This window comes from Chitinophaga ginsengisoli, assembly GCF_003014595.1.
GTDB lineage: Bacteria > Bacteroidota > Bacteroidia > Chitinophagales > Chitinophagaceae > Chitinophaga > Chitinophaga ginsengisoli.
In genome coordinates this window covers 118,356-132,722 of record NZ_PYGK01000016.1, presented here as the reverse complement: position 1 = coordinate 132,722, position 14,367 = coordinate 118,356, and the positions used below count along the sequence as shown (strand labels likewise).

The 14,367-nt window shown below is 38.6% G+C and carries 10 protein-coding genes and 1 pseudogene; 8 read left to right on the top strand and 3 right to left on the bottom strand.

The window, feature by feature from the left end; genetic code table 11:
* Positions 1 to 54 precede the first annotated feature (54 nt).
* From CLV42_RS27595 to CLV42_RS27585, 3 genes are all read right to left on the bottom strand, one after another.
* On the bottom strand, positions 55 to 945 hold the full coding sequence (locus tag CLV42_RS27595; RefSeq protein WP_106605171.1) for a helix-turn-helix domain-containing protein: 891 nt from the start codon (positions 943 to 945) through the stop codon (positions 55 to 57).
* 56 nt (positions 946 to 1,001) lie between these two features.
* Positions 1,002 to 1,823, bottom strand: coding sequence for an SDR family NAD(P)-dependent oxidoreductase (locus CLV42_RS27590; RefSeq protein WP_106605170.1), 822 nt, complete (start codon positions 1,821 to 1,823; stop codon positions 1,002 to 1,004).
* Positions 1,824 to 2,071: 248 nt separating this feature from the next.
* The gene (locus tag CLV42_RS27585; protein ID WP_106605169.1) at positions 2,072 to 3,421 is read right to left on the bottom strand and encodes an NtaA/DmoA family FMN-dependent monooxygenase; all 1,350 of its coding nucleotides are present in this window, start codon (positions 3,419 to 3,421) and stop codon (positions 2,072 to 2,074) included.
* 1,207 nt (positions 3,422 to 4,628) lie between these two features.
* Here CLV42_RS27585 and CLV42_RS27580 point away from each other — a divergent pair.
* The 8 genes and pseudogenes from CLV42_RS27580 to CLV42_RS34340 form a co-directional block, all read left to right on the top strand.
* On the top strand, positions 4,629 to 5,708 hold the full coding sequence (locus CLV42_RS27580) for a hypothetical protein (RefSeq protein WP_106605168.1): 1,080 nt from the start codon (positions 4,629 to 4,631) through the stop codon (positions 5,706 to 5,708).
* On the top strand, positions 5,708 to 6,832 hold the full coding sequence (locus CLV42_RS27575; protein ID WP_106605167.1) for a S8 family peptidase: 1,125 nt from the start codon (positions 5,708 to 5,710) through the stop codon (positions 6,830 to 6,832). Before CLV42_RS27580 ends, CLV42_RS27575 begins: the two co-directional genes overlap by 1 nt.
* A gap of 5 nt (positions 6,833 to 6,837) precedes the next feature.
* Entirely contained in the window at positions 6,838 to 8,973 is a 2,136-nt protein-coding gene (locus CLV42_RS27570) for a hypothetical protein (RefSeq protein ID WP_146154499.1), read from the top strand.
* A 7-nt stretch (positions 8,974 to 8,980) separates the two neighbouring features.
* A complete protein-coding gene (locus tag CLV42_RS27565; protein WP_106605165.1) occupies positions 8,981 to 9,799 on the top strand; it encodes a trypsin-like serine peptidase in 819 nt (272 codons plus the stop codon).
* A 327-nt stretch (positions 9,800 to 10,126) separates the two neighbouring features.
* Entirely contained in the window at positions 10,127 to 11,533 is a 1,407-nt protein-coding gene (locus tag CLV42_RS27560) for a hypothetical protein (RefSeq protein WP_106605164.1), read from the top strand.
* 142 nt (positions 11,534 to 11,675) lie between these two features.
* Positions 11,676 to 12,608, top strand: coding sequence for a hypothetical protein (locus CLV42_RS27555; RefSeq protein ID WP_106605163.1), 933 nt, complete (start codon positions 11,676 to 11,678; stop codon positions 12,606 to 12,608).
* A complete protein-coding gene (locus tag CLV42_RS27550) occupies positions 12,592 to 13,089 on the top strand; it encodes an SLATT domain-containing protein (protein ID WP_106605162.1) in 498 nt (165 codons plus the stop codon). Before CLV42_RS27555 ends, CLV42_RS27550 begins: the two co-directional genes overlap by 17 nt.
* Before the next feature lie 217 nt (positions 13,090 to 13,306).
* Positions 13,307 to 13,746 (top strand): annotated as a pseudogene (locus tag CLV42_RS34340) (transposase); the annotation flags it as partial.
* Positions 13,747 to 14,367 lie beyond the last annotated feature (621 nt).

Here is a 14,367-nt window from a genome sequence, read left to right as displayed (position 1 = left end):
TATTGCCATCCGTTTCTTAAACTAAATACCCATACCAAGATCAATCACCTTAATTCAACAACTGTCCTTAAATTTATTTGGCGTACTTCCTACCTCTTTTTTAAACAGACGCGAAAAATAGGTTGGATTCTCAAAACCAAGCGACGACGAGATCTCAGAAATATTCAGTTCGCCCTCTGTTAACATATTTTTTGCTTCGCCGATCAAAAAAAGGTGAATAAGTTCTAACGCTGTTTTGCCGGTTTCCTCTTTAAGCAGATCAGTTAAATACCGGGGAGATATATTCATTTTTTCTGCCAGAGAAGCTACCTTGGGTAGCCTGGTATCTTTCGATTTTCTTTCTTCGAAATTAGCAGCGAGTAATGCATTGAACCTGGTAACCGTCGCTCCCGTTAATTCTGTCCGGTGAATAAACTGTCTTTTATAAAATCGCTGCGCATATTTTAGCATGGAATCAATATGACTGACGATGATCGCTTTGCTATGTTCATCAGTATTATTATTATATTCCTTTTCTATGCTGAAATACAGGTTCCAGATAACACTTTCTTCTGAGGGAGAAAGGTGTAGGGCCTCATTTACCTCGTAGTCAAAGTAACTGTATTTTTTAAGATCATTGTAAAGGGACGTTCCAGGTAAAAAGTCCTCATGGATGATGATTAGAAACCCCTTTTCCTCTAATTCCATATTTTGAAAAAACACCTTCTGCTGCGGTTTAATAAATGACATGGTGCCAAGGTCATGGTCATACCTGGTTTTCCCGTACAGCATGTGCCCCGATTTCAGTTTTTTGAATCCAATAATGTAAAATGCTGAAGTAAATTCAAGTTCGCTGGTGCCGGTGCAAGCATCCCGTTCACCGTAAGCCACACTGAAAAGGGGCTGCTCAGGCGGCTTGATACCGAGAGCATCATGTAGATCGCTGATTTTTTTGAAATGTTTCATTGTACTTAATTATAAAACAGAACCCGGCGAATCCGGGTTCTGTTGACTTTGAACTTCTATAAACCATGTGCTTCCACAGAAACATCCTGCCATGATTCCCATGTTTTCAGGCGCTCTTCGTAAGTGTATTTTACCCAGGGGTAAACAGTTTTACCTAATAGTAATCTTAATGGCGGATTTTCCGAATCCACGAGGCTAAGAAGAGCTTTGGGAGTTGCTGCAGGGTTACCGGAATCCTGCTCATTAGCATGCTCATAAAAGTCCTTTCTGATGTCATCGTAGGCCGGTATTGATTCACTAAGTACAAGCGAATTGGTACCGAAGAAATCTGTGGAGAAACCACCAGGTTCCAGAATGGTTACTTTAATGCCAAAACCACTTACTTCGCCAGCCAGTGTTTCAGTAAGACCTTCAACTGCAAACTTGGATGCACTATACAGTCCCATCAATGATACCGTATTCAAACCCAAAGCGCTTGAAAGTTGAATAATATGCCCCGATTTTTGCTGACGCATGATAGGTACTACTGCCTGTATAGCCCATAATGAACCCAGCACATTAGTTTCAAACTGCGTCCTGACATCCTGCTCGTTTAACTCCTCTATAGCTCCAATGTGCCCGTAGCCGGCATTGTTTATTAATACGTCGATGCGGCCAAAGTGAGTTTTTGCGGTTTCAATTGCTTCAAAACTTGCGTTCTTATCGGTTACATCAAGTTTTAATACCAAAAGACTTGACGAGTATTCCTTTCTAAGTCCGGTCAATGTTTCAGGGTTTCTAACAGCCGCAACGACATTGTCGCCACGTTGTAAAAACGCTTCTGACCATATCCTGCCGAATCCACGCGATGCACCAGTTATAAAAATTGTTTTTGCCATTATTTTATTTTTTATAAGGACAAAGCTCTGCCAAATTATAACGGTTATTATGATACAAAAGTAGGCACTAATGAAACTTTTTTACGCTTGACCTGTCACCGGAATTACGCGGCTTTCTCAACTACTTCGTCTGGCGTTTCTTGTCTACACGAGTTTGAAATGCAAACTTGATGATCTGGAGCTGAAAAGCAGCCTGTATACTACCAATATTGCCAGATCCGTTTATTCCGAATTCGATATTCTATATATTAATTTGTTTTATATTTTAATTCTTCAACTCGGGGATCAATTCCGTATTGATCTGGGACACCAAGATGTTCGCGTAAAGTCTTGCCTTCGTAATCTTGATGGAAGAGCCTGCGTTCCTGCAAGATTGGGACCACTTCATCCACAAAGGCATCAATGCCGTCCGAATTAACGTCTGGTGAAATCCAGAATCCATCCGCGGCACCTGCTTCAAACCACGCCTGCATATGGTCTGCCGCTTCGATACCGGGACCTACAATTACAGGGTGATAATCTATAACTCCGTGGGCCAATATATCACGCAGGCTCCAGCCTTGTTTTGCAATCTGAAGTGCATGGGGTGAGCGTGGATCATAGCGGGACGGGCGGGCGGCATCCAGTTGCACTTTTGAGAGCGGTTCGTCAAGTCGTTTAATATCAAGGGGGATGCCAAGCATTTGTTGAAGATAGGCTACTCTTTGAGGGAATAAATGTTCTGTTAATTGAATTCGGCGATCCAGTGCTGTGCGCCTGTCTTTTTCGATTGTAGTCATCAGGCCAGGAATATATTTAATCTCATCAGGCTCACGCCCAAAACGTTTTGCGGCTTCTCTAAACGCATTGCGCTGGGCACGCGCATCCTCAATAGTAAATGCTGCACCAATTACCGCATTGGCGAAACGCCCCGCCAGCTCGTATGCATTTGGGCTACCGCCAGCATGAAAAATAATGGGCTGGCCCTGCTCCGACGGAGGGATATAAAGAGGGCCTCTTGAGCCGACAAATTTGCCCTGTAAGTTGATCGGAATAATCTGATCTTTGTGCGCGAACTGACCAGTCTCTTTATCGTGCACCCAGGCGTCTTTCCCCCAACTGCCCCAAAGCGCCTGGATTATCTGAACGACCTCGTGCGCGCGTCCATACCGTTCTTCGCCCGATGGTATTCTTTTTCCATAATTCGCAGCGACATCCTCACCACTTGAAGTAATAGCATTCCAGCCTGCCCGGCCGTGACTCATAATATCCAACGCCTTAGATTGTCTGGCCAGATTGAAGGGCTCATTAAATGTGGTAGATCCCGTGGCAACTAAACCAATATATTCGGTTTCGCGTGCGACTGCGGCCAGGGTGAGCATAACATCAAGGTTGAAACCTGGCGATTCGGTCTCTATATCGGCCATAATCGCCCCTGGGCCATCAGGCAGAAATATAAACTGCAACTTACCGCGTTCAGCTGCCTGGGCTTGTTTGACCCTCGCATCAAAACTTGTATAGCTCTTAGAATCTACTCCCGGCATACGCCAGGCTCCTGGTTGAGAGCCATATCCGTTTCCAAGGTGCAGGCCGATGAGCATCTTTTTACCAGCGTTCATAATGGTATAAATTTGAATAATCGGATCCCAAAATTAAACAAAACTACTATACTTTGTATAGTAGTTTCCTAAAGGAAAGCGTATTAGCCAATATAATTATGGCAAAAAAGAAAGCTTACTGCGAATGCCTGAATATTGTAAAACCGGTACGGGATACTCTTGAAGTGATTAGTGAGAAATAGAAATTATCCCTCATTATTCAGTGGGTATAGGTAACGGCCGAATCACAGAAATCCAGGAAATAATTCCGGTAGTGTTATCTCTTTTTATTTAACTCTTCCTGCATGAAGGATAGTTCATACTGGAATTGACGTCCTGGTTTGCCTTTAATGCCTTGAATTCGTTGTTTCGGAATCATAGTTTACATGTTTTAGGTGTAAACTTTTTTCCGGACTAGACAAGGTGAATACACCAATTGCAGGCGTTGTCCAGGCCCACGTCCATAATCGTAAAAATAAATTTCTTTGCCCCTTTTTTCTGTTTAGGTAAGATCCAATATTTATTTCGTTGTGGCTTTTGGGTTATAAATTTACAATGATCAATGTACGTGCCGTGCCACAGCGTTGTGGCCTTAAATGAATTGTTTTCGTTGAGAGGAGAGAGAAATAGGTAATAAGAGGTAAAAAGGGGGAGAAGAAATTTTCAGAGATTTTACCTGCATACGTTTCCGTCCTGACATGTTTACATTTTCAGGTCTGCCATTTAAGACACGCCCGATTCTCTGATGCCGGAGGTAATGCTGTAATTTCCCGGGTGATTACTTAGAACGGGAATCAGTTGTGAGATAAGACAATTTCTGCTTGTCAATTGACTGTCGACAATAGTGGTAGAAAGGGTTAAAATCTGTGAATTATTGACAATCATAAATTAAAAATGACCCTGTAAATCAATTGATTACAGAGCCATTGCGTGCCCAGAACAGGAATACTATCATTCTGGATATCAATATTTTATAAATCCTGAAAGTCAAATGAATGGCAGGGTATTTAAAACTCTGAAAAAACGCGCCTGTTTTGCACGATTTTTAGCTCTTTCTACCTGTCGAAACGAAGATAAGAAAATTAGTCAATTTACTAACATGATGTTGAAAACAGCCTCTTTCCGTATTAAAAATACAAACTAGTTGGTATTGCGGGAAAGATTTGTTACCCCTAACTTGAAACGGTTTTGATTATATCAGCTTTAAGACCTCAAATCATAATATCCCATGTTTAGCAATGAAGCATTATCTGTCGTCATTGGACTTACTTTTATTTATCTTCTTTATAGTTTACTGGCAACCATCATTCAGGAAATTGTAGCTACTAATATTCAATTACGTGGATTAATTCTCCGGTATTCACTTTTCGTAATACTGGATCATGCTACAAATAAGAAGAAATCATTCTCTACCATTTTCTATAATCATCCACTAATAAAAATTCTTAAAACAGGCAACTTTATTAGTGGATGTCCATCTTACATTGAGCCTGATACCTTCTCCCGTGTGATAACTGACTTACTCCGTGGGAAAAATATGAAACCGGGAGATCCCATAAAATACCAGATTCAGGACAGCCTTGATAAAAAAGAGCTGGCCTGGGATAAGGTGAAGATTGACAACGAAACCATAGATTATCTGAATACAATCTGGGCAGATTCTCAGGGTGATGTACAGAAATTCAAAGCATTACTGGAGGATTGGTTTAACAAGATGATGGTCAAAACATCAGGTTGGTATAAACAATGGACCCAGTTAATGTTGATGATTATTGGACTTACCATTGCGACTGTTTTTAATGTGGATACAATCAGCATTGTTAAGAAACTGGAAAATAACCCTACCCTGACGGAGAAAATCGTATCACAGGCAAACGATTTTGTAAAAGCACATCCTAATCTTGAACAGGAATTACAGGATTCAAAAGATGCTATTGCAAAAATGCAATCATTATCTGTTGCGGGGAAAGACTCTCTGGCTGCAAATGCAAACGCTCAATACAATGATGCAAAGCATCTGAAAGATAGTCTTGTCAGTCAGGCAAAGACATTAGTAGAAAATGACATTAGAAAGGTCAATGACCTGCTTGGATTAGGCTGGAAGAAAGGTTTCATGAATTTTGAGAAGGACGCAGATATTGGCAGTACAATAGGTGGATGGATCCTGACCGCTCTGGCTATTTCTCTGGGCGCACCGTTCTGGTTCGATCTGCTGAATAAATTAATGCAATTACGCGGAGCTATAGCCTCAAAAAGGAAGGAAGATTCAGATACAACTACTATAAAAATCACAGACAGAGTTGGCTAATGAAAGTAACTGTAAAAGATAAGTACTTAAACATTCGTGCTGGTAGTCCCCGGTTGAATGCTGCCTGTTACCAGTATCTTGCTCCGGGAAGTAAAATTGAGGTTGATGGGAAGTTATATAAAGGGGATGTCTATGATGACAGCGATATATGGTTGAGAGACGAAGGAGATAACTATTATTGGATTGGCGGCGTCCAGCACGCCATACCGGTGTCTGAATTCTTGAAAATTTCGATAGCAAAGTCGGATAGTCAAATTACATACCCCTGGTTTGATCATTTGAACATAAAAAGTATCTGGAATACTTACAATGAAAAGGGTAAAAATGCATCCGTAGCAATTTTGGATACTGGATTTAGCAAGTCAAATACAGATTTACTTTCCAAAATAACAATGGCGAATTGCAACATGCTGCTTCAGCCTGCAGACTACCCGGGTATACCATTGGTCATTAATGATCAGGATACGCTTATGCATGGTACCAGATGTGCGTCGATTGTTGGAGCGGCTAATAAAAGGGACTGGTTGATCGGCATTGCTCCTGAAGCAACCCTGATGGTTGGAAAGTTTAGTATTGATGGTTCTATCCCCAGGTTTCAATACGTCATTGATGGTATTACCTGGGCAATCAAAAAAGGAGCTGATATTATTTCTGTCAGCTATAGTGAAGAACTGGTCGGGAATGAGATCATTCAGCTTGGACAGTCTTTGAATTCAATTCCGAGTATTGATAAGGTGCTGATCTTTGCCAGCGCAGGTAAATCTGCTGTTCCCAAAGACTTCTATCCCGCTTCTTTTAAACAATGTATTTCAATAGGAGCCAGTACATTGAATGATCAAATCAGCACTGAAACTACATTCAATGCTCAAACTATTTTGCATGCCCCTGGTGAAGATATTGAATCATATGGAGTCGGTGACATACCGTCTCCGGCTTCAGGAACCAGTTTTTCTACACCCATTGTTGCCGGGATCGCTGCGCTGGCTGTTTCATTTCTAAAAAACAGGGATAAACATTGGGACAAAAATAATCTCCTGAATAAAATTTATACCACTGCGGACCCGATAGGCGGTAATAATCAGAAACGAATTATCAATCCCGTAAAACTTTTCAAAAGTCTTTAAACCTCATGAAAAAACACTTACTCACCGCTATTTTATCAATGTCGTCCATCCTTTGTATTGCACAACAGGGAATTTATTACAAGGCAAAATATTTAATAAGCCTGAGGAACGCTACAACAGGTAAAATACCGCTGGACGCTACTGACTTAGCCAATTTTTCAGATATTTGCACAACCTCAGATGTACAAGTTTTGGTTGATTCTCTGAATGATAACCCATTTACAGCAAAGGATAGCTATATTAAAAGAACGGCAGCGGGATCAAATGTATTGCAAACTATTACTGCATTGGCAGGTGGCATAGATGTCACTGATCTCGCAAACAATGTATCTGTTTTTCTGATAGAGCGGGCAAAGCAGGAACTAACGATCGCTTTTTTTGAACGTTTTCGAAAATTCTCAGAGAAGAATCCTGAGTTTGAAATTCTATTTCCTAAAACAACAAATACCTTAAAAAGCCTCCTGAGTTTTTCTTATCCACAGATGCTACCGGCACTACAAACAGCGTTTCTTGACGACCTTGAAAAGATAACCGAAAAGATAGATAATGTGATGGAGCTTCCTAGGTATCAGGCATTACTAGAAAATTTCCCCGAAATAAAGATCTGCTTACGTTCGATTAGAATTGTTCGTGAACTGGAAGTTGGATTTAGTAATACAGCAGAAATCTTACTGGAGTTTTCAGTTTTCCCAGAATGGAAGTCGGGCAATAGTACACCAGGTTTTAAAAATGCTGGCAGCATGCTGACTGTAGCTGCTATTTTTTCCGAAAGTATCAGGAATGATCCAGCTAAAAGTGGTACTGATAATGTATGGCTTACCGCAAAAGAACTCAAAGAGCTAGTGAGTGACCAGATACTCTTTAATATCTATCTTTCACTTGTCTATCAGAAAATAAAACATGATAACATTACATTCTACGATAAAGATAAAGGCTCTCATACTTTTGCGGGACTGATTAAATCCAACACTGAGTCTATTATCACCTTCCGTAGTAATCTCAATGAATTTTTCGTGCTTGCCACTCAAGTGAATGCTGTTGTAAAAGATATTGCTGATAAAAAGGCTTCGCATACAGCTATCACAAACGATGATTACTATAATTATATCAATACCTCGGTTGATATCGTACAAGGCAGTGTTGAGATCATCAATTCCTATGTTAAGACACCCATCCAGTTGGATATATTCCCGATTGTCAGAAAAGCCAATGATATCTTTAAGGATAGTTATTCTAAAAAATACGCCCAGTTGTTCAGTGATCTTGTCGATGAGTTTGACCTGATTTCAAAGGTAACTGATAAACGTATTGATTTCACGAAACTAAAGGATAAATCCGGAATCACTTCTTATGCCGGTTCAGAAAAGAAGGCAGTAAAAAAGATGACGAAAAATAGTGCCGGTTTTACAGCAATAGAGGAAAAAGATATCGAGGCAATTCAGGGGGATCTGGAGAGAAACATCAATGGAGATGTATCGGACGCATTGGGGCATTACAGGCTAAAGCAGCTGGTTCATTTTCTGAAAGAACTGAAGCCATATGGATTATTTATGGCGAATGTAATCTCAGCCAAGAAACCAGAAGATGTTCAGGCAGCAATAGAAAATGCAGTATTACCCGTGGGAAGTTCTTCTGTTAAAAAGAATACAGTCAGCAACTTATCTGTTCAAGCTTATCTAGGAGCTTATTTATCCGACAAAGATAATTCCTTCAGTTCCTGGACCAGCAAATTCGGAGTGATCGCACCCATCGGCATTTCCTATACTCCTGGATTTTTAAGCTGGAAATCAGGCGGCTCAATCGGTTTGTTCGGCTCGCTCATTGACCTAAGTGCAATCGTTGATTACAATCTTAAAAAGGATTCCACGGTTATCGACAACGGAACCACCAATGCCAATGCTATTTCCAAGGATTACAAAATTAAACTGGGACAGATTTTTTCTCCTGGCTTATTTGTTGTGTATGGCTTCTTTGGTAATCTGCCACTTTCAATAGGAGCAGGAGGACAATACGGACCCGGTTTGTCAAAAATAAATGTGGACAATACAGCAGTAATTAATAATCCTTCATGGAGATGGAGTGTGTTTCTCGCCGTCGATATACCGCTTATTAATTTGCACAATAGGGTAAAGATTAAATAGCTAAATTATGAATATAAAGATCTTGTTGTTATTCATCATTTCTCCTTGGAGTGTTTTCGCCCAAAATATAAATAGAGATCAAATTAAAAAATATTGTGGTGAAACTGACCATTGCGGACCATATGATATGATTGACGCTGTAATAAAGATACTTGGTGAGGAAACGCTAAAATCGCCTTATCAACAGATACTTCATATAGAGACTAGGCGCAGGTATACATTTATTAACAAGAAACCAGATTGGGGAACCCTGTCTTTTATCAGTCATAATACTTTAGTAACAGCACGTCATGTTGTAAGTAACAAAGCATTTCTCAGGGAAATTGCTCTTAGCGCACCCAATAAAGGAGAAGACGACTGGATTACACTTAAAAAGAATGACTTTGAAGTAAAATATTATGAAGATGGAGATGCAGATCTGGCAGTAATAAAAATATTAAATTCGAATAAACTCAGAAGACTATATAAAGGTTCATTTTTTTGCATTTCAAAACTGGATACCATTACAATGAAAGAAGAAAGACTGAATTTAACTGGGTATCCTTGTTACTTTGCCAATACACCGGAGACAAAGCATGATACACTTATCAACAAAAGTGTGCCTGTAAATCGTTTGCAAATAAATAATAATTTTATTGCCTATCAGATATTTACCCGTGTTGGAGACAGCGGTGCCCCACTTTGGATGAATCAAAATGGAGTGAACAATATTGTTGGTATTCATCATGGAGGTAAAGAAGGGGAGGATTTTGACGAAGACTATAATATAGCCGTAAAATTAGATGATAAAATGATAGCCTGGCTTAACAGCGTTTCTAAGGAATAAATAAAAGGGCTAACTCATAATGAATTGCCCAAAAGTTTAGACAGTATTAAGATTAATTTAAGCGTAATAGTTCCAATTTGTGCCAACAGGCGGAAGATATTTTAGGTTTGGTGTTGTATGTTATAATACAAAAGAAAAATGAAAATACAATTCAGGAATAGAACCCATCTTGGAGTAGTTACTAAAGTGTTATGTAAGAGATGGAATTAATTATATAATATTTACATGATGCATACGACAATACCTCTAATATATATTACAGTCCAAATGGATGTATCAATAAAATTTTAAAACTGATATTTAAATGCTAAAAATTATAATAGGCCTATGAATATTAAGGAAATTTCACTTCGAAAATTTAACGTTTACTGCTACTCTCGGTCAGCGCATATTGGTTATTTTTTTGAAGAAATGGAATGGTTTGAAGCTTTTAATTATAAATTAATTGCTACTATCGTGATAGACAGAGACTCAGAGTATAGTTTTTTAATATTAGGCAGAGACAAACGCAAGATATTTCGAGCTATAGACTTTGCTTCTAGCACCTTTCGAACGAAGGAAGAGGCAAAATTGGCGTTAAGAAAATCACTACTAAAATATGAAAATGACGGATTGACTATTTATGAACAGGGAGATGAAAGGAAAATGCCCAATGAGTTTCTAAAGCTCCAAGTGCCAAAGGAAAAGCTGCACCCGTATTTCAAAGTATTGACTGAACAAAGAGGTCATGAGGGGGCCCGGAATCTTATCAATGAGATTATATATAGTTTTATCGATGTGGACGGAAACTATATTAAAGACTTTCAAACCACTGGATTTGACAGCAGATTATGGGAATTATACCTTTACATTTATCTATATAACGCTCGTTTTTCTTTTGATAATTCGTTTAATGCACCTGATTATCTGGTATCTTATTTTGGTAACGAATTTGCTATAGAAGCAGTGACTGTAAATCACAGTGATTCCTTTGATGAACCATCTCCTAAAGATTCTAAAGAAGCATTTCTTCTGAGTCGAGACTACATGCCTATTAAGTTTGGTAGTTCGCTAACCACCAAACTGAAGAAGCAATATTGGTTAAAAGATCATGTGAAGGGGAAACCATTCATTATTGCTATTCATGACTTCCATAAAGCGTCAACTTTGGAAAGCCTTGGCTCAATGACCTGGTCGAGAAATGCTTTAATTGACTATCTATATGGGATTCGGCCAAAATATAGTTTAGCTGAGGATGGTAAGATCGTTCTAGAACTAAAGCAAACCGAATATGGGGTAAGCCTTAATTATGAAAAAATTGAAAAACATGAATGGAAGAATAAAAGAATTGAATCCGGTTTTTTTGGGTTGCCAGAGGCGGAAAATGTAAGTGCAATACTATTTTCCAACAATGCTACACTTACAACTTTTAATCGGATGGGTCAGATGGCTGGGTTGGGATTAAGTGATACTAGAATGATCCGCTTTATGGATATATACAATCCAGATCCTGGGTCTGTAGAGCCTATTCGGAAGGTTATGGACATTATGGATAAGGATTACGAAGAAGCTTGGGGGGATGGCTTAGTAATGTATCATAATCCCAATGCTAAATGTGCAGTTGACATCAATTCTTTTCCTGATATTTCTCATATGTTTTATGATGCGGAGAAAACACTTGTTAGTGGCTACTCAATCCCTTATGAAGTACTAAATTCTATGACTATAGTTATGATTTCAAAACCCCAAGAATAACACTTTAATAAAATTTATTATTTATATCTTTATTCGCTTCGTTTATATTTAACTGCTAGCTATTGATGCTTCTTTTATAATATAGACCCCCAATATGGATTTGCTAGAGTTTTTTTTAATTATCGCGGTATAATATGTGTTTATGATTAATAAAGAAGTTCACATTGAAGAATTTATTGAAATTATAAAAGGAATAGTCCCCACGTTTTCGGATAGTTTCAAAGAAAACATCCCCAAGAAAGAAGTTTTAAGTGATTTAATTTTTGATTCAAAAGAAAGCATTACAATAAATGAAATTCAACTAAAAGCGTCTCACTTATCCCCATATTTTCAGATAATCATCGACAGAATTTGCGCTGTATCATTGTTGCTAGCAGACTTTAATCAGCATCAAAACACAAAGACGTATATAAAGAGTTTAAAAGAGATTTGGCCATTCATCTATAGATCAATTATGAATCTTCAAGGAAGCGAAATTTTGGCAACGATTGGCTCACAAGGATTTTTATCAATACCTTTATATCATAATGACAAAAAAGAGGAGTCATTTGAATTCTTAAGATTGCATATATGGCATGAATCGCTCAAGAAATTTATAGACAATGAAAAGGCTGAGATGTTCTCAATTCATTCTCATCAATTTTATGCTCAGAGCAGAGTTCTTTGTGGTGAAATTTATAATCAAAGATTTGATGTTACTGAACAATCTTTTGAATCTGAATTTAGCTTCTTCGAAATTCATTGGAATAATCTTGACAATGTGAATCAGAAAACATCAATAGCGCAAAATACAGGTAAATTCGTTTCTATAAAAGAACATGACATTGAAAGTTATGAGCATGGTGATAGCTACGAAATTAAGGCTGGTGAATATCACCGTTCGACAGTGGATTCAAAACAGTTGACAGCTACGTTGTTTTTATTTAGTACGGTTAAAGGAAGAGTAGGTCAATCCAATGTTGTAGGGCCAACGATTATAAAAGAGTCTACGGTTAATAGAAAAATTACTATTAATGCACAGATATTATTGGAATCTTTAAATCATGCAATTGTTAACAATGAAGGAGGAAACTAGAAAATTAATTCTGGATTGGATGAGAAAAATTCATACAATGGAATATGCAAGTCGTTTTACATCAATTAGATGGAAGAATCTCAATTTATGGCTTGGTATACCAGCTCTAATTATTGGTATTTCCATAGGAGCAGTCCCTAAAATCTCTATTTTATCAGATAGTGTCCAAGTAATAATCCCTATTGGAGGTATGATAATTGCCATTTTAACAGGTCTTCAAACATTCCTTAAGCCTACTGAGAAAGCCGAATCGTATAGAAAAATGTCAGTTAAGTATGAAGAATTGAGACATAAAGTTGAAATAATTTTGCAGGCAGATAATGAAGATACGGCTAAATTAGGACTGGAAAGAATTAGAAAGGATTGGTCGAGTATAGACTCATTAAATGTATCAAACAAGGCATTTAAGGACGCCAAAGTAAAGGTAAAGGGGTTCAAAAAATATCCTGAAGAGTTAGGTTTTTTAGAAACCATAAGTTAGTTGTAATTTTAAAAATAGCAGAAGTGTACTGTGTATTTAAATTTGGTAGTATTTAATCCTTTGTGTAAATAGACTAGTAAGGACCTGTATACGAGTTAATACCACCCAGCAGGTGGAGTGAAGTGAGGCGGAGCGGAGCGAAGCCGAACGAAACGACACCTGCTGGGTACGGCGGCTGGATTTGCCCCCGATATTTTTTAACTTTGAATACAGTATTGTGGACAATCAACACCCACAATTCCCCAAGGACTTCTTTAAGCAGTTCAGGAGTAAGGAAGAATTTCACACCTTCTTTAATGGTCTCTTTAAGCAAGGGGTCGAGGAAATGCTGAAAGCAGAACTAGATGAGCATATCGTTATGAGAAGCATAGCCCTGAAGGCCGCAATTCAGGAAATAGCCGTAATGGGTCTTACAAAAAAAAGGTTAAAACCGAATCTCTTGGCGACCTCGCACTCAATATTCCTCGTGACAGCAATAGTGAATTTGACCCAGCCCTTATTCCCAAAGGACAACGGATGAGTGATAAGCTGGAAGAGGCTATCATAGGCATGTACAGTCGGGGAATGACAACTTCTGATATTAGCGAGCATGTTAAAGAAGTATATGGTGTAGAGGTGAGCGGAGCTATCCCACGCGCAATTAAAAAGCTCGATGAACGGTTCGGCAGACCTCCCCACGAATACCTTAGCGATCGGTCTTGTATTGATATGCACGTCTTTTTGTATGATGCAAACACTTTAATGATGTTCCACCGCGACATACAGATTTCAATCAGAGGTGAGGCGGAATATTTTAACATCTATTCTTTTACAAATGGAAGTTGGCAACATCTCTACGACAATTTGGAACGACCGAAAAATAAAAAAGTCCTTGACGCATTTAAAAATATCAACTCCAGTGAGACAAAAAGCAGGGAGATTACCTTACAAACACTTTCCTATCTACATGACCACGAAGCAAAGATCTTAAAGGAACTTAGCGATCAGCCCACCAGCCTAACGGTGTTCCCACTCGGGATTATCTGGTATTATGTCATCATGGTAATGGCTAACGGTAAAATAGACTATTTTATTCCAGTAGGAAATATGGCAAAGGCTGTAATATTTTCTTTATCTCTGTTCAGGTTGATTGCAATGGGCATACTTTTGAACAGTTTTATTAAGCTTGCCGGCGCAAAAATCTGAAGTTATGCGGACTCTACTACGTGGGGCGACTTTCCATTATCGCCGCCATTAAGAATTGAAGTCAGAAATTGCGGTATTTGTTATTAGTTTTTT

What these genes read in the sequence shown, in the direction of transcription:
- CLV42_RS27595 (WP_106605171.1), bottom strand. Translation starts at nt 945, where the DNA reads ATGAAACATTTCAAAAAAATCAGCGATCTACATGATGCTCTCGGTATC.
- CLV42_RS27590 (WP_106605170.1), bottom strand. Translation starts at nt 1,823, where the DNA reads ATGGCAAAAACAATTTTTATAACTGGTGCATCGCGTGGATTCGGCAGG.
- CLV42_RS27585 (WP_106605169.1), bottom strand. Translation starts at nt 3,421, where the DNA reads ATGAACGCTGGTAAAAAGATGCTCATCGGCCTGCACCTTGGAAACGGA.
- CLV42_RS27580 (WP_106605168.1), top strand. Translation starts at nt 4,629, where the DNA reads ATGTTTAGCAATGAAGCATTATCTGTCGTCATTGGACTTACTTTTATT.
- CLV42_RS27575 (WP_106605167.1), top strand. Translation starts at nt 5,708, where the DNA reads ATGAAAGTAACTGTAAAAGATAAGTACTTAAACATTCGTGCTGGTAGT.
- CLV42_RS27570 (WP_146154499.1), top strand. Translation starts at nt 6,838, where the DNA reads ATGAAAAAACACTTACTCACCGCTATTTTATCAATGTCGTCCATCCTT.
- CLV42_RS27565 (WP_106605165.1), top strand. Translation starts at nt 8,981, where the DNA reads ATGAATATAAAGATCTTGTTGTTATTCATCATTTCTCCTTGGAGTGTT.
- CLV42_RS27560 (WP_106605164.1), top strand. Translation starts at nt 10,127, where the DNA reads ATGAATATTAAGGAAATTTCACTTCGAAAATTTAACGTTTACTGCTAC.
- CLV42_RS27555 (WP_106605163.1), top strand. Translation starts at nt 11,676, where the DNA reads ATGATTAATAAAGAAGTTCACATTGAAGAATTTATTGAAATTATAAAA.
- CLV42_RS27550 (WP_106605162.1), top strand. Translation starts at nt 12,592, where the DNA reads ATGAAGGAGGAAACTAGAAAATTAATTCTGGATTGGATGAGAAAAATT.